The organism is Acidiphilium sp. 20-67-58 (genome assembly GCF_002255515.1).
Taxonomy (GTDB): Bacteria; Pseudomonadota; Alphaproteobacteria; order Acetobacterales; family Acetobacteraceae; genus Acidiphilium.
This window is the reverse complement of the sequence record NZ_NCAS01000030.1, coordinates 1-21,448: the sequence shown is the minus strand read 5'-3', so window position 1 is coordinate 21,448 and position 21,448 is coordinate 1. Positions and strand designations below refer to the sequence as shown.

Sequence of the window (21,448 nt, the reverse complement as noted above, 5' to 3'; positions counted from 1 at the left end):
CAACATCGTTGACGTTCTTCGAAGGGAATTCCGCATGACCCGCATCCTCCGCCAGCCGGAAGGGCTGGACCGCGCGCCGGCCACCGGGCGCTTCGCGATCGGCCAGCCGGTGTCGCGCAGCGAAGACCCGGTGCTGCTGCGCGGCGAGGGACGCTATACCGACGATCTCGACCGCCAGGGCCAGCTCTACGGTGTTGCCGTGCGCAGCGGGGTCGCGCACGGCATCCTGCGCGGGATCGACACCGCCGCCGCCGCGGCGATGCCGGGGGTTGCCGCCATCATCACCGGCGCCGACATCGTGGCCGCCGGCTTCGGCCCGATGCCGGCGGCCACGAGCCGCAACCGCGACGGATCGGACACGCCCCGCCCGCGTCAGTTCGCACTGGCGACCGACCGGGTGAGGTATGTCGGCGACCCGATCGCCTTCGTCGTCGCCGAAACGCTCCAGCAGGCGCGCGACGCCGCCGAGGCGGTGCTGGCGGAGATCGACACGCTGCCGGCGGTGACCGACGCGCGCGACGCCGCCGCCCCCGGCGCGCCGCAACTGCACGACGAGGCGCCGGGCAATCTCGTGCTCGACTATCATTTCGGCGATGCCGAGGCCGTCGCCGCCGCCTTCGCCCGGGCCGCGCATGTCACCCGTCTGAGCCTGCGCAGCAGCCGCGTGATCGTCAGCCCGATGGAGCCGCGCGCCGCGATCGCCGAATTCGATCCGGCGGAGGGCTACGCGCTGCGTCTCGGCTGCCAGGGGGCGGTCAACATGCGAGGGCTGCTCTGCACCGTGCTCGGCGTGCCGCAGGAGCAGGTCCGGGTTCTCACCTTCCATGTCGGCGGCTCGTTCGGCATGAAGGCCTCGTGCTATCCCGAATATGTCTGCGCCCTGCTCGCCGCGAAGCAACTCGGCCGGCCGGTGAAATGGACCGACGACCGCTCCGGCAGCTTCCTCTCCGACAGCCACGGCCGCGACCACGAGATGCTGGCCGAACTCGCCCTCGACGCCGAGGGGAATTTCCTCGCGACCCGGCTGACCGGGTTTGCCAATCTCGGCGCCTATCTCTCCAACGTGGTGCTGCTGCCGGCCACCGTGAACGCGGTGAAGAACTTCGTCGGCGTCTACCGCACACTCCTGATCGAGGTGTCCAGCCGCAGCGTCTTCACCAACACCACCCCGGTCGGCGCCTATCGCGGCGCGGGGCGGCCGGAGGGCAATTACTACATGGAGCGGCTGGTCGAGACCGCCGCGCGCGAGATGGGGCTCGATCCGCTGGCGCTGCGCCGGCGCAACCTGATCCGCCCGGAGGCGATCCCGCATCGCGCGCCCTCGGGCCTGACCTATGACAGCGGCGATTTCCCCGCGACCCTCGACCGCGCGCTGGCCGCCGCGGACTGGGACGGGTTCGCCGCGCGGCGGGCGGAGAGCGAAGCGCGCGGGCGGCTCCGCGGGCGCGGGATCGGGCACTATCTGGAAGTGACGGCGGATGCGAGTCCCGAGATGGGCGGCATCCGCTTCGATGCCGATGGCGGGGTGACGATCGTCACCGGCACGCTCGATTACGGCCAGGGCCACGCCACCCCCTTCGCCCAGGTGCTGCACGACAAGCTCGGCATTCCCTTCGACCGCATCCGCCTGGTGCAGGGGGATTCGCGCCAGCTCCTCGCCGGCGGCGGCACCGGCGGCTCGCGCTCGATCATGCAGAGCGGCGCCGCCATCATCGAGGCCGGCGACCTCGTGATCGAGAAGGGACGCCGCGCCGCCGCCCATCTGCTCGAGGCCGGCGCGGCCGACATCGAATTCGCCAACGGCCGCTTCAGCGTCGCCGGCACCGATCTCGGCATCGGCATCATGGACCTCGCCGAACGGCTGCGCACCGCAAGCGACCTGCCCGAGGACGTGCCCGGGGACGTGCCCGGGGACGTGCCCGCCACGCTCGATGTCGGCCATGTCACGCGCGGGGTGCCCTCGGCCTTCCCCAATGGCTGCCATATAGCCGAGGTCGAGCTTGACCCCGAAACCGGGGTGATCGAGGTCGTCGCCTATCACACGGTCAACGATTTCGGCGTGCTGGTGAACCCGCTGCTGGTCGCCGGCCAGGTGCATGGCGGTGTGGCGCAGGGGATCGGCCAGGCGCTGCACGAGATGGTCGCCTATGACGAGACCGGCCAGCTGCTGACCGGCTCGTTCATGGATTATGCGCTGCCGCGGGCGGATGCGGTGCCGGGGATCGGCTTTGCCAGCCACCCGGCGCCGGCGCGGACCAATCCGCTCGGCGTCAAGGGCTGCGGCGAGGCCGGCTGTGCCGGCAGCCTGCCGGCGGTGATGAACGCGGTGGTCGATGCGCTGTCCGGCTTCGGCATCGCGCATATCGACATGCCGGCCACCCCGCGCCGCGTGTGGGAGGCGATCCGGGCGGCGGGCTGATCGCGGGACTCGGGACGCGGGAGGCGGGCGGCTCAGCCCGCCGCCGCGACCCGCCCGAGGGCGACGAATTCGCAGGCGAAGCCGAACTCGTCTTGCGCGAACCCCGCATCGAGGGCGCGCATCGCCGCATCGAACCCAGCGTCGTCGATCAGCCCGGCGGCGATCAGGCGGTCGCGCTGGGTGAGGTAGAATTCCTTCTGATGCGCCTCGATCTCGGCGCTGCGGCCATGGGAGGTGCCGAGCCGGACGCGCGGCACCGCGAGCACCTGCACCTCGGCGAGGCCGGCGGCGCGGAACAGGCCGTAGAGCTGCCGGCCGACGAGCCGGCCGGCGCCGACCGAGGCCTGCAACGCGCGGACCGCATCGTTGAGGCGCCGCAGCTCCGGCACCTCGTCCGGCCAGGAGATCCACGCGCCGTCATCGACATCCATCACCACGACCCGGCCGCCCGGGGCGGTGACGCGGATCATCTCGCGCAGCGCCTCGGCCGGGCGTTCGAGATGCTGGAACAGGAAGCGGCACAGGGTCAGGTCCTGGCTCTGCGGTTCGGCGGGCAGCGCATAGGCGTCGCCCTGCCGGGTCTCGATGTCGCAACCGAGCTGGCCCGCCATGTCGCCGAGCAGCGCGAGGCCATGGGCATCGTGGTCGATCGCGGTGATGCGCGCGGCACCGCCGGTGGCCCATGCGAGGTCGAGACACATCGCCCCGGTGCCCGCGCCGACATCCAGCACCCGCAGCGGTGCGCCCGCAAGGCCGAACACCGGCAGCAGCGTGAGGCGCTGGAAATGCGTATGCACGCTCTGGCGGAGCAGCCAGGCGAGGTCGCCCGCCTGGGGCAGCACCGTCGCCGTCGCCCGGGCGAACCGCTCCGCCCAGGCCGTCATCGCCGCATGATCTGTCGTCACGATCCCTCCCGGGCCGAAATGTCGAGGCTAGAGCATCATCCGACCAGATGGAGACATCTGATCGGATAAAGATGCTCTGGTTATCAATCTGATAGAGCACTCCATCCGATCCGAAAGCATCGGAAAGTGCTCCAGCGCCGGACCGGGCCGTGCCGCATCCCGGATCATGCGCGGCACAGGTTAACGTTGGCATAAAATCCGGTCGCGCGACGGATATTTCTCTACCCTTGTCAGCCGGCGAGCGCGGCGGCGAGCCCGGCCTCGTCGGCGCGGGCGGTGCGGTAGCGCAGCAAGGTCATCGCCGCCCAGCGCTGCGCCGCCGGCGCCGCGGTGCCGAAGCCGAGAACGAGCCCGCCCGGATCGCAGAGGCCGAGCAGCGGCGCCTCGGCCGCCTGGTCGATCGCGATCACCCGCGCCGCCGCGAGGATGGCGACGAGATCGGCAAGGCCGAGCGGCGTCTCGTCGATCCGCATGGTGAACGGATCGAGCCGGGCGAAGCCGTTCGCCGCCAGCAGATCGGCGAACGGCCCGGGCCGCACCAGCGCGATCCGCTCGGCATGGGGATAGGGCTCGACGGCGAAGCGCAACGCGTCGATCGCGATCCGCAGCAGCCGCGAGGCGCCGGCGTCGCGCGCAGGGCCGAGCGTCGCGATCACCCCGGCGAAGGTAAACGGATGGTCGAACGGCAGATGCGCCTCGGCGAGGCCGAGCATGTCGAGCGCGCAGCGCTGCGCCGCCGTCGGGGTCGGGCCGGCGAGATCCAGCCCGCCCGACACGCGCCGGCCGATCAGCGCGCAGGCCAGGGCAGGCCCGAGAAACCGGCCGAGCGGCACCGCCGCCCCGGCTTCCAGCGCGACCACCCGCGCCGTCGAGGCGCCGAGCGACGGCTGCGCGGCCACCGGCCCGATCACCGCCCGTCCGTTGCCGTCGAACACGCCGAAAGGCTGGGGGAAGATCGTCGCATCCCTGAATTCACTGGTCGTCAACGCCCCCTGCGGCGCATGCGCGAGGGGCAGCGAGCGTGTCGCGGTGCTGGTCATGGCGCGCCGAACACCCGGTCGAGCGTCGCGGCGAAGGCGTTGGGATCGACCGCGTAGCCGAACCCCCCGCCCGGGGCCATACCCGGCTCGCCATCCGCCACGCCGAAGAAGACATGCCAGTGCAGGTCGAGCAGGTGGCAGGCGGCGCGGGCGCGTCCATCGGGCAGGCGATCGGACTGGATTTCCAGCACCCGGGTCTCGGGCTCGCAGAAGCCGAGATTGGCGAGGCCCGCGCCGGTTTCGCCGATCACGGCCGTGGCGCCGGCGAAGAGCTGCGCCTGCGCCCCGGCCGAGAGCATCGCGGGATCGACGATGCTGAAGCCGAACTGCCCGGCCACCGCCTCGACACGCTCGCGCTCGCGCATCACCCGCCGGTTGCCGGCACCGCGGCGCAGCATCACCCGGCGCGGCCCGTCCACCGCCGGCAGCACGGCGCGGATCCGGTCGAAGATCGTGCGCGCCAGCGGGTTGGGCGCGCGCGAAGTCCAGGCATTCAGGTCGGTGGTCACGATCTTGCGGAACCGCGTCGGCCGGCGCAGCGCGAGATAGGCATCGCCCAGGCCGAGCAGGTCGAGGATCTCCTTCTGCCAGGTCGCCAGCGGCGGGCCGGCGAGACCGATGCCAGGGCCAAGCGTTTCATGATGCAGCAGCGCGCCGCAGAGCCCCTCGAACAGGAAGCGGCCATAACTGGACGACCTGGCGCCGCCGACCGGCACGATGGTCGAGGCAATGCCCGGGACCGGCCGCAACAGCCGCCAGGTATCGGGTTCGGCCTCGGTGAAATCAGGGTCCACCGCCGAAAGCCGCCCCTGCTTCACGGTCGGGCTGTCGAGCGCGGTGTCGAGCAGGCCGCGCGACGGGCTCGCCACCGCCATCGAGCGCGGCGCGAGAATGGCGTCGTTCAGCACGACGCTGGACAGGCCCCGGAGCCGGATCTGGGGCGGCGCCCCGGACGGCGCGTCCACAGGGGCCGGCGCTTCGGCGCCGAACACCGTCCGCCCGCGAACCAGCCCATCCGGCGGCAGGGCGATCTCGTGGTCCGGCGCATGGCGGAACACGACCTCGGGCCCATCCGGCTCGCGCACCGCCGCACGGAACCGGGCGAAGGGCGCAACCACCGGCAGATCGGCGAAGGAGAGCCTGCCAAACAAGATGTGAGATGTCGTGTCGTCGTGATTCATTTGCATGAGAGAATGATCTGGCTCGCCGCGCAGGACAAGCCTCCCGCCAAGGGAGCGGGCAACAAAAAATGCGGGCGACCTTGCGGCCGCCCGGAAGACTGCCCCGGTCCTGCGGAACCGGGAGGCTTGCCGGCCGCGTTCAGCCGGCGGCGATGACCTCGAGCGTGGCGCCGCTGGCAAGTGCGGCGGCGAGATCAGCCGGGCTCGCGCCGGCAACGCAGATCTCGCCGGGCCGCTCGGCCGTGGCCGCGCCGTTGAGGCTGAGGGTGAGGTGGCCAAGCTCGATCGTCTTTTCCCACGCCTTGTCGCCGATCGCGGTGATCGCGAGGCGCTGCGCGCCGATCCGCACCGTGGCACCGATGCCCGGCGGCGTCGGCAACTCGATTTCGGGCGTGTGCAGCACCGACACCTCGGCGAGTTCCGCCGGCACCCCGGCGCGGAAGAAGATCAGCACCCCGCCTTCGAGAAGATCGGGCACTTCGGGGCCGATATCGCCGATCCGGCTGCGGTAGAGTACGGTCATCGTCGATCCTCAATACATGCCGAAGCTGGCGACCCAGGCGATCAGCACCGCGATCGGGCCGGTGATCTGCCGACTGAGCAGCACCGCCGGGACACCCACCTGCACCGTCTTCGGATCGGCCTCGCCGAGCGACAGGCCGACGGGGACGAAGTCGCAGCCGACCTGCGTGTCATAGGCGAAGAGCGCCGACAGGGCGAATTGCGGGCCGATATTACCGGCGGCGATCTGGGTGCCGACGAGCACGCCGATCACCTGCGCGATCACCGCCCCCGGGCCGAGCACCGGCGAGAGGAACGGCAATCCGCAGATCACCGAGAGTGCGAGCAGGCCGGGCAGGCTGCCGGCGAGCGGGGTGAGCAGATGCGCGATCACCTTGCCGAGCCCGGTCGCGTTGATGATGCCGACCAGCATGGTGACGAAGGCGATGAAGGGCAGGATGTTGCGCACCACCTGGTCGATCGACTTGCGGCCGGAGGCGAACAGGATGCCGACCACCATGCCCATGAAGCGGCCGATCCGGGCGATGAAGCCGGTGAAGCCGCCGGTATCGCCGGTCTGGGCGGCGCGGGCGGCGCTCATCTCGAACGGGCTCATCTGCGCCGCCTGCTGGCGCGCCGGCGCCGGGGCGGCGGCGGGGGATGCGCCATCGAGCGGATGCAGCGAGCGCGGGGTGACGCCGGAGACATAGATGTCCTCGGTGATGAACTGCGCGAGCGGGCCGGACTGGCCGACCGGGGTGAGGTTGATCGTGGGCAGGCGCTTGCGCGGATAGACCCCGCAGCGCGCGGTGCCGCCGCAATCGATGACGACGGCGGCGATCTCGGATTCAGGCGGCGCCATGCGGAACCCGTCGACCGCCTCGCCGCCGGTCAGCCGGGCGAGCTCGCGCGCGACCTCGGGAATGCCGCCGCCGGTGATGGCGACGATCTTGTTGCGCTCGGGACTGGCGGTGATCACCAGCGGGCCGCCCCAGCCGCCGGGCCCGGCCTCGACGCGGACGGAAGCGTATTCGGATCTGTTTGACATGTGCTTGTCCTCCCGTCCGGCTCAGCCGAGTTCGATGCCCTGGCGGCGCGCCAGGAAGAGGGTGATGCGTTCGGTCACGACGCCGCGGATCAGGATCACCAGCAGCCCGACCAGGAAATACCGCACCGCGAGTTCGCCGACCGGCAGATGCAGCTTCTGGATGCCCGCGAGCGCGCCGTAATAGACGAACAGCTCGCCGGCATTCGCGTTGGGGAACAGTGCTGTGATCGGGTGGCAGTAGGACACCGCCGAGTCGTAGAAGGCGGGCTTGTGCTTCTCCTCGAGGAACACGCCGAACGTGTAGGCCATCGGGTTGGTCAGGAAGAGCAGCGAGAGCAGCGGCAGCAACGTGTAGCGGGTGACGGCGTAGCGGCCGGCGAAGCGGGCGAAATTGTGGATCCGGTCCTCGCCGACCAGTGCTGTCAGCGCGTAGAAGGCGGTGAGCAGCACCACCAGCGTCGGGATGATGCCGGTGACATAGGCGACGAAAACCTTCCCGCCAGCCTGGAACAGGCCGATGAACCAGCTCGCTGCGGCGGTGATGGGGGTCAGGACATGCATGGACTTCCTCGTTTGTTGCTGAATGTCCGGGCGAGCCGTGCCGGCCCGCCGGTGCCTTACGCGGCGGCGGGCAGGGCGAGGCCGGGTTCGGCGGGGAGCGCGGCGCGGGCACGGGCGCGGGCGACCTGCTCGGCGGCGCGGCTTGCGGCGAGGCGGAAGCCGTTGCCGGCGCGGCCGGTCGGCGCATCCGCCGCGAGATCGGCAAGGCGCCGGCCGGCGGCGCGCTCCAGCGGACGGAAGCGGGCAAAGATCGAGCGCCCTTCCATCATCCGCACCTCGCGCACCACGTCGTCGGGCCCGACCACGACGATCAGGATCAGCCCCTTGCCGAGCCGCGACCGGGCATTGCCGACGCCGATCGCACCATCGGCCCAGCGACCGATGATCTCGCCCATCACCTTCTGGTAGTGTTTCATCTGCCACGCCGTGCCGGCGATCTGCAGCAGCCAGACGACCGCGAACACCGCGATCAGACCGGTCCAGGACGGCACACCCAGGCCGTGGAACGGATTCGTCATGACAGCATCCTCACGACTCTTCTCCCTGTATCGCCGCCGTTCCGCCCGCCCGGCGGGCGGGGGTCGTTCGGCGTGTTGGTTGGTGCGGAGCCGGCCGGTGGCGACGGCACCCGACAGGCGATACGAACATTTGTTTATTTTTAAGTCAAGAAGTTTATTAACTCATTCATGAATTTGCGCTCCATGCGACGAGGAACGCGCAAAAATTGGCTAATTTGCGCATAAATGGCGGATTTTCTGGCATCGGGAGTGCCGTTTTGCAGCGCAACATCATGAGCACCGAAACTTTTTTCCACTTTGGATGATAGATGTATTGATTTCTGTCCGCGGCGTTGGATAAAAGTTTGGGTGCGGGGCCATGATCCGCGTGAAGCGGATCGCCGTCCCGGCAATGCCGATGCATGCGCCGGCGCAAAAGGAGGATCACAATGACACTTGTCCAGGAGCTTGCCGCCCATGCCGATTCCGGCCGGCCGGTCCGCATCGGGCTCATCGGCTGCGGCGAGATGGGCACCGACATTGTCACCCAGGTCCGGCTGATGCCCGGACTCGAACTTGCCGTGCTGGCCGAACTGCGCATCGATGGCGCGCGGGCGGCACTCGAGATCGCCGGCGTGCCGGAAGAGCGCGTCCGCACGGTCGACAGCGTCGCCGCCGCCGAGGCCGCCATCGATGCCGGCATGATCGCACTGACCGAGCAGGCGGATATCGCCTGCACCGCCGGGCAGGTCGATGTCATCATCGATGCCACCGGTAATCCGGGCTACGGCGCAGAACTGTCGATGCGGGCGATGGATCACGGCAAGCATGTCGTGATGATGAATGTCGAGGCGGACATCACGGTGGGCGCCAGCCTCGCCGCGCACGCGGCCCAGCGCGGCGTGGTCTATTCGCTCGGCGCCGGCGACGAGCCGACGGCGCTGATGGAGATCATCCGCTTCGCCCGCAGCCTCGGCTATCCGATCGTCGCTGCCGGCAAGGGCAAGAACAACCCGCTGAATTTCGACGCCGTGCCGGAGGACTACGCGGAGGAGGCGGTGCTGCGGCACATGAACCCGCGCATGCTGGTCGAGTTCGTCGATGGCTCGAAGACGATGATCGAGATGGTGGCGGTGGCCAACGCCACCGGCCTGCTGCCGGACGTGCCGGGGATGCACGGGCCGCGCGCCGGGCTGGCCGAACTTGACCGCGCCTTCCGCCCGCGCGCCGAGGGCGGGCTGCTGAGCCGGGAGGGCGTCGTCGACTATTCGATCGGGAAGGGAGTGGCGCCGGGGGTGTTCGTCGTCATCCGCGCGCCGCATCCGCGCGTCCATGAGCGGCTGCGCGATCTCAAGATGGGCGAGGGTCCGTATTTCACCTTCTATCGCCCCTATCACCTGACCAGCCTCGAAGTGCCGCTGACCGCGGCGGCGGCGGTGCTGCGCCGGGAATCGCACATGACGCCGCTCGCCCGGCCGGTTGCCGAAGTGGCGACGCTGGCCAAGCGCGACCTTGCGCCGGGCACCACGCTCGGCAAGATCGGCGAGGCCGATTATCGCGGCTGGGCGATGACGGCGGCGGATGCGCGGGCGGCGGACGCGCTGCCGATCGGGCTTGCGGAACGCGCCGAGATCATCCGCCCGGTGCGCAAGGGCGAGATGCTGACCTATGCCAATTGCCGTCCTGACCAGGGCATGGCGATCGTCCGGCTGCGCGCGGCGCAGGACGCGGCGCAGCATGGCGCGGTGGCGGCGCACGCCGGCGCGCCAGCCTGACCGGAGCAGTAGCGGCAGCGGGAGCGAGGGCGGCCGGGCTTGCAGACATTTGTTGACTCCCTAAACTGTTATTCCGGAGTTTCAACGGCGCAGGGAGGCGCATTTGTCCGTTCACCGCGCTGAGCAGGAACCGCTCGACCTCAAGACCCGCGTCGCCTGGCTGTATTTCATGGAGGGGCTGACGCAGGATGCGGTCGCCGCCCGCGTCGGGCTGACCCGCCAGCGGGTGCTCAAGATCATCGCCACGGCGCGGCAGGACGGGACGGTGCAGGTGCGCGTCACCACCAACCTTTCCAAGTGCATCGCGCTCGAGCGGCAGATCGAGGCGCGGTTCGGGATCGGCGAGTGCATCGTCATTCCGGCGCCGGGCGAGGAGGCGGAGCTGACCGGGCTGCTGGGCAGCCGCGCCGGGGCCTATGTGTCCGACGCGCTGCGCGACGGCACCACGATCGGCCTCGGCTGGGGGCAGACGCTGCAATCGAGCCTCAGCAGCATCAGCGTGCGCGGCCTGCGCGGGGTGACGGTGGTCTCGCTGCTCGGCGGGCTGACGCGGGCGAGCGGGGTCAATCCTTCTGAATTCGCCTGGCGGTTCGCCGACCTGATCGGCGCGGAGAGCTTTCTGCTTAGCGCGCCGGCGGTGTTGCAGGACGCCGAGACGGCGGCGACGTTGCGCCGGCATCCCGGGATCGCGGAAGTGTTCGAGCGGACGCGGATGCTGGACATGGCGCTGGTCAGCGTCGGCGATGTCGCGCCGAATTCGACGCTGATCCGCTATGGCATGGTCGATCGCGACATGCTGACCGAGGTGACCCGCGCCGGCGCCGTGGCCGACATGCTCTGCCAGTTCATCGACGCCAACGGGCAATTGCTCGACCACGAGCTGAACCGGCGGATCATGGCCGCCGATGCCGCGAGCCTCGCGCGGACGCCGAAACTCATCCTGGTCTCCGGCGGCTGGCAGAAGGTGCCGGCCCTGCTCGCCGCCGTCCGGCTGCTGCACCCGGCGGTGCTGATCACCGACGAGACCGCCGCCGAGGGCATGCTCATGAGCCCGGCCGCCGCGAACGACCGCGCCCCCGCCTGACATCGGCGCTTCGCGCCGCCACACCGCACGACATCGTTCCCGCAGGACCACCCCGCGCCCGCCCCGCACCCGCCATGCGGGATGGCGCGCGGGGCGGCGCGCGCGTTCCCCGATCAGATAAATGTGACAGACGGTTTTTATTGACAAATATCATATTGCTTGGATATTTGTTTCAAGCCAATGCCGACAACGTCGAGGCGCAGAGGAAAACGGAGCCCCCATGGATCAGCCGATCGCCGACACCCTGACCCAAGCCGCGCCACCCGACGCGGCGCGCCAGCGCGAGGCGCTGCGGCGGATGTTGCTGATCCGCCGCTTCGAGGAGGCGGCGGAGGAAGCCTATATGCGCGGCGCAATCCACGGCACGATGCATCTCTCGATCGGCCAGGAAGCCAGCGCGGTCGGCGCCTGCCTCGATCTCGACGCCCGCGACTACATCACCTCGACGCATCGCGGCCACGGCCACTGCATCGCCAAGGGCGCTGACGTCGCAAGGATGTTTGCCGAATTCTTCGGCCGCGAGACCGGCTATTGCCGCGGCCGCGGCGGCTCCATGCATATTGCCGATATCGAGGGCGGCAATCTCGGCGCCAACGGCATCGTCGGCGGCGGCCTGCCGATCGCGACGGGTGCGGCCCTCGCCATCCGCCAGCAGCGTCGCGGTGCTGTAGTGATGTGCTTCTTCGGCGATGGCGCGGTGAACGAGGGCGCCTTCCACGAGGCCCTGAACATGGCCGGCCTCTGGAAGCTGCCCGTGATATTTGTTTGCGAAAACAACAAATATGGCATGTCGGTCTCGACCAAACGCTCGATGGCGGTGCCGCAGGTGGCCGAGCGGGCGCGGGCCTATGGGATGCCGGGCGTACGGGTCGACGGCAACGACCTGTTCGCGGTTCACCGCGCGGCGGGAGCGGCGATCGCCCGCGCGCGGGACGGCCACGGGCCCAGCCTGATCGAGTCGGAAACCTATCGGTTGCGCGGCCATTCGCGCAGCGACCGCAACCGCTACCGCACCAAGGAGGAGATCGAGCACTGGCGCGGGCTCGACCCGATCCAGCGGCTTGAGCGGGCGATGCTCGATGCCGGTGTGCTGGATGCGGCCGGCATCGCCGCGTTGCGCGAGGGCGTCGAGGCGGAGATCGCCGCCGCGATCGCCTTTGCCGAGGGCAGTCCCGCGCCGGACCCGCGCGAGGTGACGCGCGATGTCTATGCCGGGGGGATCGCGGCATGAACGCCATCGTCAGCCTCGATGCCGCACCGGAGGCGGCGGCGCGGCGCGAGATCAGCTATGCCGATGCGATCTACGAGGCGCTGCGCAGCGCGCTGGAGACTGATCCGCGTGTGTTCCTGCTCGGCGAGGATATCGGCGTGTATGGCGGCGCGTTCCAGGTGACGCGGGATCTTGTGCATCTCTTTGGCGAGGACCGGGTGATCGACACGCCGATCGCCGAGCTTGGCGCTGCCGGCGTCGCCGTGGGCGCGGCCCTGGCCGGCAGCCGGCCGGTGCTGGAATTCCAGTTCTCGGATTTCGCCACGCTGGCGATGGAGCAGATCGTCAACCAGGCCGCCAAGCTGCGCTACATGCTCGGCGGCAATGCCTCGGTTCCGCTGGTCATCCGCATGCCGGCGGGCGCGGGAACCGGCGCCGCCGCACAGCACAGCCAGAGCCTCGAAGCCTGGTTCGCGCATGTGCCGGGGCTGAAAGTGGTGCAGCCCGCCACCCCGCACGACGCCAAGGGGCTGCTGCTCGCCGCGATCGACGATCCCGATCCGGTGGTGATCTTCGAGCACAAGCTGCTCTACAAGATGGCCGGCCCGGTCCCTTCCGAGGCCTATCGCGTGCCGATCGGCAAGGCGGTGATCCGCCGTCCCGGGCGGGATCTGACCATCGTCGCCACCGGGCTGATGGTGCATCGCGCGCTGGAGGCGGCGGAACGCCTCGCCGGGCGGGGGCATGAGGCCGAGGTGATCGACCTGCGCTCGCTCCGCCCGCTCGACACCGCGACGCTGATCGACAGCGTGACCCGGACGACGCGGCTGCTCTGCGTCCATGAATCGGTGAAGATGCTGGGGATCGGCGCCGAGATCAGTGCTGCCATCGCCGAGAGCGCGGCGTTCGACCGGCTGGACGCGCCGATCCGCCGGCTTGGCGGCGCCGATTGCCCGATCCCCTACGCGCCCGGCCTCGAACGCGCCGCGGTGCCGCAGGTCGAGGACATCGAGGCAGCCGCCGCCCGGCTGATCGAGCGCGGAGAATAGCCATGGCCGTCGAGATCATCCTGCCGCGTGTCGACATGGACATGCAGGCCGGGCGGATCGCCCGCTGGCTCGTGCAGGAGGGCGAGGCGGTGACGCCCGGCGCGCCGCTGTTCGAGATCGAGACCAGCAAGGCGGCGATGGAAATCGAGGCAACCGCCGGGGGAATCCTGCACATCGTCGCCGGGCCGGAGGGAGGGGAGATCGCGGTGGGCAGCGTGGTCGCCTATCTGCTCGCCCCCGGCGAGGCGGCACCCGCGGCGGCACCTGCCGCAAGCGCGGGACCGGATTCCGCGCCGGCACCGGTGCCGCCGGCCGCGCCCCTGCCAGCGCCGATATCCGCACCCGTTGCGGCAGATGACGCGGCACTGCTGCGGGCAACGCCGCTGGCGCGGCGGCTCGCCCGCAGCGAGGGGATGGACCTCGCCGCCATCGCCGGCTCCGGGCCGCGCGGACGGATCACCCGGCTCGATGTCGCCCGCCACACGCGGGATGCAGCGTCCCGGGCGGCGCGGCCGGCCGCAACGGCGCGCGCGGGCCTGCTGCCGGTGCGGCGGGCCGGCGGGCGGGATGGCGGACGGGATGTTACGCCGGTGGTGTTCCTGCACGGTTTCGCCTCCGAGGCGCTGGCCTGGAACGGGCTGATCGCGGCCCTCGCCCAGCGCGCCGGCGCGGCCTGTCCGCCGCTGCTGGCCCTCGACCTGCCCGGCCACGGCGCGGCACCCGACAGCGGGGAGGCATCCTTCGAGGCGCTGGCCGAGGCCGCGATCGCCGGGCTGCGAGCGGAGGGCATCGGCGCCGCGCATCTGGTCGGCCATTCGCTCGGCGGCGCGCTGGCGGCGCGGATCGCCCTCGATGGGCGGATCGACGCGGCCTCGCTGGTGCTGCTTGCCCCGGCCGGGCTCGGCGCCGAGATCGACACCGCAGCACTTGACGGGATCCTGCGCGCCCGCGCGCCGGACAGCCTGCGTCCCTGGATGGAGCGTCTGTTCGCAGACCCCGCCCGCGCCGATGCCGCGCTGTTGCGCGCGACGCTGGAGGGCGGCGAAGCGCCAGAGCGCTGCGACTTCCGCCGGCGCCTCGCTGCGGCGTGCTTTCCCGACGGCACGCAATCGGCCCGGCTGCGCTGGCAGGGCGGCGCCATCGCCACCCCGGCGCGGATCGTCTGGGGGCGGCAGGACCGGATCATTCCCTGGCGGCACGCGCTCGCGGCGCCGGGGCGCTTCGCCCTGCACCTGCTTGATGACTGCGGCCACATGCCGCAGATTGAGGCGACCGGCGCGGTTGCCGACATCCTGGCCGAGACCCTGCGCGGCGCGCAGGGGCGGCTGCCGAGCCACCCGGACCGCGCGGAGGTTGCATGTTGAGCGACGATCATCTGACCCTCGAACGCCGCGTCATCGTCCGCATCCGCGACGGGCTGCACGCGCGGCCGGCGGCGCAGTTCGTCAAGCGGGCGCGGGGCTATGCGGCGGAGCTCTGGCTCGACCATGGCGGCAAGAGCGCGAGCGCCAAGAACGCGGTGAAGCTGATGCTGCTCGCGGTGAAGGAAAACGCCGAGATCGTGCTGCGCGCCGAGGGCGCCGATGCCGCGGCGGCGCTCGAGGAGTTGACGCGGTTTCTCGAAACCGAGGACGAGGGCACTTCATCGCCGCTCGCGCCCCCGGCCGCGCATGACACCGCATCGCCCGGTGCTGCGGGCAGCGCGGCCGCACCGCTGGCGCCGGCAGCGCGGCGCGGCACCGGTGCCAGCCCCGGCGTGGCGCTCGGCCCGGCCTTCCGGTATTTTCCCGAGACGCTGGAGCCGCCACATCACCATGTGCCGGAAGCCGCGCGCCCCGCCGAGGCGGCGCGGTATGACGCAGCGGTGGCGCGGGCGGCAGCTTCACTCGGGCAGTGCACCGCCCTCGCACCGGAAAGCGACGATGCGCAGATCGGCGGGATTGCCGCGGCGCTGGTCGAAATCGTGCGCGACGCCGATCTCGATGCCGCCATCCGGCTGCGGATCGCCGAGGGGATGGACGCGGTGACCGCCGTGCTAGATGCCGGCGGCGAGCTTGCCGCCACCTTCGCCGGCCTCAGCGACGCCTACATGCAGGCCCGCGCCGAGGATGTGCTGAGCGTCTCGCGCGCCATCGCCCTTGCCTGTCTCGGCCGCCAGGACCCCTCGATCGCGACGATCGCGGAAGGCGCCATCATCATCGCCGACGAACTGACCGCCTGGGATCTTGCGCGCGCGCCCGGCGCGCGGATCGGCGGCATCGTCTGCACGCGCGGCGCCGCCACCGCCCATGCCGCGATCATCGCCCGCACCCGGGGGATTCCGGCCGTATTCGGCATTGCCGGGCTGGAACAGGTGGCGGACGGCACGATGATCGGGCTGGATGGCAGCTGCGGGGACGTGGTGATCGACCCCGACGCGGCGACGCTTTCGGCGCTGCGGGCGCGGGCGCGCGGGGAAAGCGCCGCGCGGGATGCGCTTGCCGGGTTCCGCGACGTCGCGCCGCGCACCCGCGCGGGCGAGGCGATCGTGATCGCCGCCAATCTCGGCTCGGTCGGCGAAATCGGGGTGGCGCGGCAGGAAGGCGCGATGGGGATCGGGCTGTTCCGCACCGAGCTGCTGTTCATCGAGGCGCGCCGCCCGCTGGGCGAGGACGAGCAGGTGGCGGCCTATGCGCGCCTCGCGACCGCATTTCCGGGCCATCACGTCACGATCCGCACCCTCGATGTCGGCGGCGACAAGCCGGTGCCGGGGATCGACATTCCGGCCGAGGACAACCCGTTCCTCGGCTGGCGCGGCCTGCGCTACTGCCTCGACCGGCCGGAGCTGTTCGCGGTGCAGCTGCGCGCCCTGCTGCGCGCCGCCGTGCATGGCAACCTGCGGATCATGCTGCCGATGGTCAGCGACCCGGGCGAGCTGCGCCGCACCCGCGCCCTGATCGAGACCTGCCGGGCGGCACTCGCCGCCGCCGGCATTCCGCACGCGGTGCCTCCGCTCGGCATCATGATCGAGACCCCGGCGGCGGCGCTGCTGGCCGACAGCCTGGCCGCCGAGGTCGCGTTCTTCTCGATCGGCACCAACGACCTCACCCAATACATCATGGCCGCCGACCGGATGAACCCGCGCGTGTCGGGGCTGAACCGGCCGGATCATCCGGCGGTGATGCGGGCGATCGAGATGGTGGCGGCGGCAGGCCAGCGGGCGGGGATTCCGGTGTGCATGTGCGGCGAGGCGGCGGCGCGGCCCGATCTCATTCCGCGATTCGTGCAGCTCGGCCTGACCGAGCTGAGCATGACCCCGGCCGCGGTGCTGCGGGCAAAGGAGGTTGTGACGCTGATCTGAGGGTGCGGGCCATCTCGGCACCGCACGCCGCCTGTGATATGCCGGTCAATGTTCAAGTCGATGGATGGCTATGGCGATGAACCTGCCCTTTCAGCCCGATCCCCTGCCGTTGCGCGAAGGCCTGCGGCGCCTGCGGCACGTCGTCCGGCGCGGGGGAGAGACGGCGCGGGAAGTGGCCGGCGGCGCGATGGGCGGCGGCGAGATGTGCATCGCTTCCCGGCTGGCGACCGCGGTGATCGCGGAGATGGAGCGGATCGCCGAGGAGTTCGACCGGATGGCCTCGCGCGCGGCGCGCCAGGCCTTCGGCCATGAAGAGGACCTGACCACCACGCTCGACGAGTTGCACGGCAATGCGCCGATCGGCCCCTCGCTCGCCTCGACGCTGTATACCGCGCTCAGCCTCGTGCTGAAGCATATCGGCTCGGACACGCTGTTCGTCAGCGAGCTTGCCGCGCGCGAGGCGGTGAAGCGCTGGCAGGTGCTGCCCGGGCGGCGCCAGGCCAGCGGCGGGCAACTCGCGGCGGGGCTGGCGATGCAGCTGGTCGACCGGCAGGTGATCCGCGGCGCGCATGTCGATCCGCGCTGCGTCGTCGCCGCACCGGCGGTGCGACCGGTGACGATCTTCGCGGTGATGCTCTGGCTGCTGGTCGCACGCAGCCCGGAGGAGAGCGAGGCGGCGCTGATCTCGGCCGCCGACATCGCCGCCGCCATCGCCGAACGCGTCGCCTTCGTCTTTGCCGAGCGGGACGAGACCGGGCTGGTCGCGCTGCTCGAGAAGTATCGCAACAATGTCTGACGAGCCGGTCTTCTCGCGGGCGGACCTGCCGCCCACCAACGAGCCGCTGCGCGTCGCCGCCCGCCGGCTGCGCTGGTTCAGGGCCGCCTTCGCCCGGGTGGTCGGCCGCGTCGGCGAGGAGCTTGGCTGCGCCTTCGAGATCGACGACAGCAAGCTGACCCAGATCTTCATCCGCTGGCTGGAGGCGCTCGACCGGCAGCGGCCGGTGCCGAAGGAAGAACGGGCGGCGTTTCTCGAATTCGCCTCCTCGCTCGCCTTCCGCGAACTGGTCTCCGACCTGCCGATCCGCACCAGCGGCAGCCCGATGCGGGCGCGGCGCGAGATGCCCGGCGGGTTCTGGCCGGAAGCCTATGCCTGCATGATCTTCTGCCTCACCGTCCATTCGGCGACGCTGGAACAGGAATATCATGTCGCCACCACAATCGATCCGGGGGTCGGGGATCTGCGTTCGTGGTGGTCGTTCCGCGAGAACGCGCAGGAGGATCACGCCTTCTCCGCCGGGTTTTTCCAGAAGCTGCTCGGCCACGAGCCCAACTGGTTCGTGCCCGAACAGTTCCGCTACCGGGTCGGCCGCTGGCTGCTGGAGCCGGAGGCGGACGAGACGCGGGCCTAGAGCATCATCCGATCGGATGGACTCATCTGAGCGGATAAAGATGCTCTGGTTATCAACAATATAGAGCATCATCCGATCGGATGGAATCATCTGACAGGATGATCGCAGGGTGCGCAGCGCACCCGGCCGGCGAAGGAGGATGCAAGCCGTGAGCAGCGAGAGTTTCGATTACGTGGTGGTGGGCGCGGGGTCTGCCGGTGCGGTGATCGCCAACCGGCTGAGTGCCGATCCGCAGGTTCGCGTCTGCCTGCTGGAAGCCGGGAAGCCGGACCATTCGCGCATGATCGACATCCCGCTCGGCATTGTCGGCCTGCTGCGGTTCAAGACCTATAACTGGTATTACCATACGGCGCCGCAGGCGGAACTGAACAACCGGCGGCTATATTGGCCGCGCGGCAAGACGCTCGGCGGATCATCCTCGATCAATGCGATGATCTACATGCGCGGCCATCCGGAGGATTATGACGAGTGGCGCGATCTCGGCGCGCCGGGCTGGGGGTGGGAGGATGTGTTCCCGCTCTTCCGGGCGATGGAGCGCAACGAGCGCGGGGCGGATGCGTTCCACGGCGATGCGGGGGAGCTGAATGTCGCCGATCTCGGCAACCCGAACCCGCTCGGGGCGGCGTTCATCCGCGCCGGCGTCGAGGCCGGGCTGCCGGCCAACCCGGATTTCAACGGCGCGGCGCAGGAAGGCGTCGGTCCCTATCAGGTGACGCAGAAGCAGGGCCGGCGGTTTTCCGCCGCCCGCGCGTTTCTCGACGGGATACGCCAGCGGGCGAACCTGCGGATCGAGACCGGCGCGCATGTCGCGCGGGTGTTGCTCGAAGGAAAACGGGCCGTGGGCGTCGAGGTGCGGATCGGCGGGACGATGCGGCGGATCGCGGCGCGGCGGGAGGTGATCCTGTGCGGCGGGGCGATCAACTCGCCGCAACTGCTGCAGCTCTCGGGCATCGGCCCGCGGGAGGTGCTGGCGCGAGCCGGGGTGGAGCTTGTGCATGAGCTTCCCGGCGTCGGCGCCAATCTGCAGGACCATCTCGACGTCTCGGTGATCGTGCCCGACCGGAGCGGCAATTCCATCGGGGTGGCGGGCAACACCCTGCCGCGCGCGATTGCGGCGTTCTTCGAATATCGCCGCAATGGGAGCGGGATGTTCCAGTCCAACGCGGCGGAGGCGGGCGGCTTCGCGCGGCTGACGCCGGAATCGCGGCGGCCGGAAATCCAGTTCCATTTCCTGCCGACGATCCTGCGCGACCATGGGCGCAAGCCGGTCTGGGGGCATGGGATGACGCTGCATTGCTGCCAGTTGCGGCCCAAGAGCCGCGGCAGCATCACGCTGCGCTCCGCCGATCCGTTCGCCGAGCCGGTGATCGATCCCGCCTATCTCAGCCATCCGGACGATCTCGGCGAGCTGCTCGCGGGGCTGAAGCTCGGCCGGCGGATCATGGCGAGCCCAGCGATCGCTTCCCTCAGCGGCGGGCGGGAGATCGATCCGGGGCCGGCGCGACAGGACGATGCGGCGCTGATCGATTTCATTCGCGCCGGGGCGGAAACCATCTATCATCCGGTGGGCACCTGCCGGATGGGCCAGGACGGGATGGCCGTGGTCGATGACCGGTTGCGTGTGCGCGGGATCGACGGTCTGCGGGTGGCCGATGCCTCGATCATGCCGCGGCTGATCGGCGGCAACACCAGCGCGCCCTGCATGGTGATCGGCGAGAAGGCGGCGGGGTTCATCCGCGCCGCGCGCAACGCGCCGCCGGCGGCGACGGGCTGAGGCAACCGCAGCGAGGAGAGTAGGGATGGACGTGATCGGGACGACGATATCGGGCGGGATCGCGGGGCTGGAGGCGATCTTCGCCGGCCAGCGGGCGCGGGCGCTCGCGCTGCGCGGATCGGATGCGGCGGCGCGGATCGGCAAGCTGCGGGCGCTGGAGGCAGCGGTGCAGGCCTGGCGCCCAAGGCTTTACGCCGCCTTGCAGGACGATCTCGGCAAGCCCGAAACGGAGGCGGACCTCTCGGAGATCCTGCCGGTGCTCGCGGAACTCCGCCATGCGCGGCGGCATCTGAAAGCGTGGATGACGCCGCAGCGCGCGGCGCCGACGCTGGCCACCCTCGGCACGCGGGCGCGCATCCGCCACGAGCCGCGCGGCGTGTGCCTGATCATCTCGCCGTGGAACTATCCGGTGAACCTCGCCCTCGGCCCGCTGGCCTCGGCGATCGCGGCGGGGAATACCGCGATCGTGAAACCCTCGGAGATGGCGCCGGCGACCTCCGCGGCACTTGCCGGGATGCTCGCCGAGGCCTTCCCGCCCGAGGAGGTTTCCGTGGTCGAGGGGGATGCGGCGGTGGCGACCGCGCTGCTCGACCTGCCGTTCGACCATATCTTCTTCACCGGCAGCCCGGCGATCGGCAAGGTGGTGATGGCGGCGGCGGCGCGGCATCTGAGCTCGGTGACGCTGGAGCTTGGCGGCAAGTCTCCGGTGATCGTCGATGAAGGGGCGGACCTGGCGCGGGCGGCGAAGGCGATCGCCTGGGGCAAGTTCACCAATTGCGGGCAGACCTGCATCGCGCCGGATCATCTTCATGTCCACGAGGCGGTGCATGACGAGCTGGTGCGCCGGGTGCGGGCGGAGACGGCGCGGATGTATGGCGCGCCGCCCGGCGCGGATTACGGACGGATCATCAACGAGCGGCATTTCGACCGCATCCTCCGCCTGCTCGACGATGCGCGCGGCCGGGGTGCTACGATCGAGGGCGCGACTGTCGAGGGCGGGGCGGCGGACCGGGCGCGGCGGCTGATCGCGCCGGCCTTCGTTTCCGGTGCGCCGCGGGAGTCTGCGGTGATGCAGGAGGAAATCTTCGGCCCGGTGCTGCCGGTGATCCCGTTCCGCGACATCGCCGGGCCGATCGCGGCGATCAACGCGGCGCCGAAGCCGCTCGCGCTCTACATCTTCGCGCGCGACCAGCGCGTGATCGATCGGGTGATCGGCGAGACATCATCGGGCGGGGTGGGCATCAACACCACCATGCTGCACTTCATGCACGGCAACCTGCCCTTCGGCGGGGTGAACAATTCGGGGATCGGCAACGCGCACGGGATTTACGGCTTCCGCGCCTTCAGCCACGAGCGCGCGGTGCTGCGCGATGTCGCCTCGGCAACGCCGATGCTGTTCCCGCCCTATACGAAGCGGGTGCGGATGATGGTGAAAGCGGTGCTGCGGCTGGTCTAGAGCACGTTCTGATCCTGATGGATCGGATGTCGTGCTCTATCATATTGATAAGTCGAGCATCTTTATCCGATCAGATGATTCCATCTGATCGGATGATGCTCTAGGTTCTGGACTCAACTGATCCATGATGTGACGGCGAGGACGAGGCAAATACCAGCGAGGAAATTTCGTGCGGTTTTGTCATATCGTGTGGCGATGG

Annotated in this window: 19 protein-coding genes; 11 read left to right on the top strand and 8 right to left on the bottom strand. The window is 70.3% G+C overall.

Annotation, left to right across the window (positions count from 1 at the left end):
* Positions 1 to 34: 34 nt before the first annotated feature.
* Positions 35 to 2,419 (top strand): xanthine dehydrogenase family protein molybdopterin-binding subunit, encoded by a 2,385-nt coding sequence (locus B7Z76_RS12255; protein ID WP_291344220.1) that lies wholly within the window; start codon positions 35 to 37, stop codon positions 2,417 to 2,419.
* Between the two features lie 32 nt (positions 2,420 to 2,451).
* Here the strand turns inward: B7Z76_RS12255 and B7Z76_RS12250 are convergent, their stop codons facing one another.
* The 8 genes from B7Z76_RS12250 to B7Z76_RS12215 form a co-directional block, all read right to left on the bottom strand.
* Positions 2,452 to 3,324, bottom strand: coding sequence for a methyltransferase domain-containing protein (locus tag B7Z76_RS12250; protein ID WP_291344218.1), 873 nt, complete (start codon positions 3,322 to 3,324; stop codon positions 2,452 to 2,454).
* A gap of 230 nt (positions 3,325 to 3,554) precedes the next feature.
* Positions 3,555 to 4,364, bottom strand: coding sequence for a hypothetical protein (locus B7Z76_RS12245; protein ID WP_291344216.1), 810 nt, complete (start codon positions 4,362 to 4,364; stop codon positions 3,555 to 3,557).
* Positions 4,361 to 5,515, bottom strand: a complete 1,155-nt coding sequence (locus tag B7Z76_RS12240; protein WP_291344214.1) for a DUF563 domain-containing protein — start codon at positions 5,513 to 5,515, stop codon at positions 4,361 to 4,363. Before B7Z76_RS12240 ends, B7Z76_RS12245 begins: the two co-directional genes overlap by 4 nt.
* Before the next feature lie 169 nt (positions 5,516 to 5,684).
* The gene (locus B7Z76_RS12235) at positions 5,685 to 6,068 is read right to left on the bottom strand and encodes a PTS glucitol/sorbitol transporter subunit IIA (protein ID WP_174503830.1); all 384 of its coding nucleotides are present in this window, start codon (positions 6,066 to 6,068) and stop codon (positions 5,685 to 5,687) included.
* Positions 6,069 to 6,077: 9 nt separating this feature from the next.
* A complete protein-coding gene (locus B7Z76_RS12230; protein ID WP_291344212.1) occupies positions 6,078 to 7,094 on the bottom strand; it encodes a PTS glucitol/sorbitol transporter subunit IIB in 1,017 nt (338 codons plus the stop codon).
* 21 nt (positions 7,095 to 7,115) lie between these two features.
* Positions 7,116 to 7,655 (bottom strand): PTS glucitol/sorbitol transporter subunit IIC, encoded by a 540-nt coding sequence (locus tag B7Z76_RS12225; RefSeq protein ID WP_174503828.1) that lies wholly within the window; start codon positions 7,653 to 7,655, stop codon positions 7,116 to 7,118.
* Positions 7,656 to 7,711: 56 nt separating this feature from the next.
* A complete protein-coding gene (locus tag B7Z76_RS12220) occupies positions 7,712 to 8,173 on the bottom strand; it encodes a transcriptional regulator GutM (protein ID WP_291344211.1) in 462 nt (153 codons plus the stop codon).
* Positions 8,174 to 8,313: 140 nt separating this feature from the next.
* Positions 8,314 to 8,631: a hypothetical protein gene (locus tag B7Z76_RS12215; RefSeq protein WP_174503826.1), complete on the bottom strand. Its 318-nt coding sequence runs from the start codon at positions 8,629 to 8,631 to the stop codon at positions 8,314 to 8,316.
* Between B7Z76_RS12215 and B7Z76_RS12210 the strand changes: the two genes are divergently transcribed.
* The 10 genes from B7Z76_RS12210 to B7Z76_RS12165 all read left to right on the top strand — a co-directional run bounded on the left by B7Z76_RS12210 (position 8,602) and on the right by B7Z76_RS12165 (position 21,249).
* Positions 8,602 to 9,927, top strand: coding sequence for an NAD(P)H-dependent oxidoreductase (locus B7Z76_RS12210; protein WP_291344209.1), 1,326 nt, complete (start codon positions 8,602 to 8,604; stop codon positions 9,925 to 9,927). The two genes, B7Z76_RS12215 and B7Z76_RS12210, sit on opposite strands and share 30 nt — an antisense overlap.
* A 103-nt stretch (positions 9,928 to 10,030) precedes the next feature.
* A complete protein-coding gene (locus B7Z76_RS12205) occupies positions 10,031 to 11,011 on the top strand; it encodes a sugar-binding transcriptional regulator (protein ID WP_174503824.1) in 981 nt (326 codons plus the stop codon).
* A 220-nt stretch (positions 11,012 to 11,231) separates the two neighbouring features.
* Complete coding sequence (locus B7Z76_RS12200) at positions 11,232 to 12,242, top strand: thiamine pyrophosphate-dependent dehydrogenase E1 component subunit alpha (RefSeq protein WP_174503823.1); 1,011 nt, start codon at positions 11,232 to 11,234, stop codon at positions 12,240 to 12,242.
* Positions 12,239 to 13,270 carry an alpha-ketoacid dehydrogenase subunit beta gene (locus B7Z76_RS12195; RefSeq protein WP_291344207.1) on the top strand — a complete coding sequence of 344 codons (1,032 nt, stop codon included), beginning with the start codon at positions 12,239 to 12,241 and terminating at the stop codon, positions 13,268 to 13,270. Before B7Z76_RS12200 ends, B7Z76_RS12195 begins: the two co-directional genes overlap by 4 nt.
* Positions 13,271 to 13,272: 2 nt before the next feature.
* Complete coding sequence (locus B7Z76_RS12190; RefSeq protein ID WP_174503821.1) at positions 13,273 to 14,634, top strand: acetoin dehydrogenase dihydrolipoyllysine-residue acetyltransferase subunit; 1,362 nt, start codon at positions 13,273 to 13,275, stop codon at positions 14,632 to 14,634.
* Positions 14,628 to 16,610, top strand: coding sequence for a phosphoenolpyruvate--protein phosphotransferase (gene ptsP, locus B7Z76_RS12185; RefSeq protein ID WP_291344205.1), 1,983 nt, complete (start codon positions 14,628 to 14,630; stop codon positions 16,608 to 16,610). The genes B7Z76_RS12190 and ptsP overlap by 7 nt, the downstream gene beginning before the upstream one ends.
* A gap of 76 nt (positions 16,611 to 16,686) precedes the next feature.
* Complete coding sequence (locus B7Z76_RS12180; RefSeq protein WP_174503819.1) at positions 16,687 to 17,406, top strand: hypothetical protein; 720 nt, start codon at positions 16,687 to 16,689, stop codon at positions 17,404 to 17,406.
* Entirely contained in the window at positions 17,399 to 18,019 is a 621-nt protein-coding gene (locus B7Z76_RS12175; RefSeq protein ID WP_174503818.1) for a hypothetical protein, read from the top strand. The genes B7Z76_RS12180 and B7Z76_RS12175 overlap by 8 nt, the downstream gene beginning before the upstream one ends.
* Positions 18,020 to 18,167: 148 nt before the next feature.
* Complete coding sequence (locus tag B7Z76_RS12170) at positions 18,168 to 19,793, top strand: GMC family oxidoreductase (protein WP_174503817.1); 1,626 nt, start codon at positions 18,168 to 18,170, stop codon at positions 19,791 to 19,793.
* 25 nt (positions 19,794 to 19,818) lie between these two features.
* On the top strand, positions 19,819 to 21,249 hold the full coding sequence (locus tag B7Z76_RS12165; RefSeq protein WP_174503816.1) for an aldehyde dehydrogenase family protein: 1,431 nt from the start codon (positions 19,819 to 19,821) through the stop codon (positions 21,247 to 21,249).
* Positions 21,250 to 21,448 lie beyond the last annotated feature (199 nt).

Coding starts and splice junctions, on each gene's coding strand:
- B7Z76_RS12255 (WP_291344220.1), top strand. CDS start 35: ATGACCCGCATCCTCCGCCAGCCGGAAGGGCTGGACCGCGCGCCGGCC.
- B7Z76_RS12245 (WP_291344216.1), bottom strand. CDS start 4,364: ATGACCAGCACCGCGACACGCTCGCTGCCCCTCGCGCATGCGCCGCAG.
- B7Z76_RS12235 (WP_174503830.1), bottom strand. CDS start 6,068: ATGACCGTACTCTACCGCAGCCGGATCGGCGATATCGGCCCCGAAGTG.
- B7Z76_RS12230 (WP_291344212.1), bottom strand. CDS start 7,094: ATGTCAAACAGATCCGAATACGCTTCCGTCCGCGTCGAGGCCGGGCCC.
- B7Z76_RS12225 (WP_174503828.1), bottom strand. CDS start 7,655: ATGCATGTCCTGACCCCCATCACCGCCGCAGCGAGCTGGTTCATCGGC.
- B7Z76_RS12220 (WP_291344211.1), bottom strand. CDS start 8,173: ATGACGAATCCGTTCCACGGCCTGGGTGTGCCGTCCTGGACCGGTCTG.
- B7Z76_RS12210 (WP_291344209.1), top strand. CDS start 8,602: ATGACACTTGTCCAGGAGCTTGCCGCCCATGCCGATTCCGGCCGGCCG.
- B7Z76_RS12215 (WP_174503826.1), bottom strand. CDS start 8,631: ATGGGCGGCAAGCTCCTGGACAAGTGTCATTGTGATCCTCCTTTTGCG.
- B7Z76_RS12200 (WP_174503823.1), top strand. CDS start 11,232: ATGGATCAGCCGATCGCCGACACCCTGACCCAAGCCGCGCCACCCGAC.
- B7Z76_RS12195 (WP_291344207.1), top strand. CDS start 12,239: ATGAACGCCATCGTCAGCCTCGATGCCGCACCGGAGGCGGCGGCGCGG.
- B7Z76_RS12190 (WP_174503821.1), top strand. CDS start 13,273: ATGGCCGTCGAGATCATCCTGCCGCGTGTCGACATGGACATGCAGGCC.
- ptsP (WP_291344205.1), top strand. CDS start 14,628: ATGTTGAGCGACGATCATCTGACCCTCGAACGCCGCGTCATCGTCCGC.
- B7Z76_RS12180 (WP_174503819.1), top strand. CDS start 16,687: ATGAACCTGCCCTTTCAGCCCGATCCCCTGCCGTTGCGCGAAGGCCTG.
- B7Z76_RS12175 (WP_174503818.1), top strand. CDS start 17,399: ATGTCTGACGAGCCGGTCTTCTCGCGGGCGGACCTGCCGCCCACCAAC.
- B7Z76_RS12165 (WP_174503816.1), top strand. CDS start 19,819: ATGGACGTGATCGGGACGACGATATCGGGCGGGATCGCGGGGCTGGAG.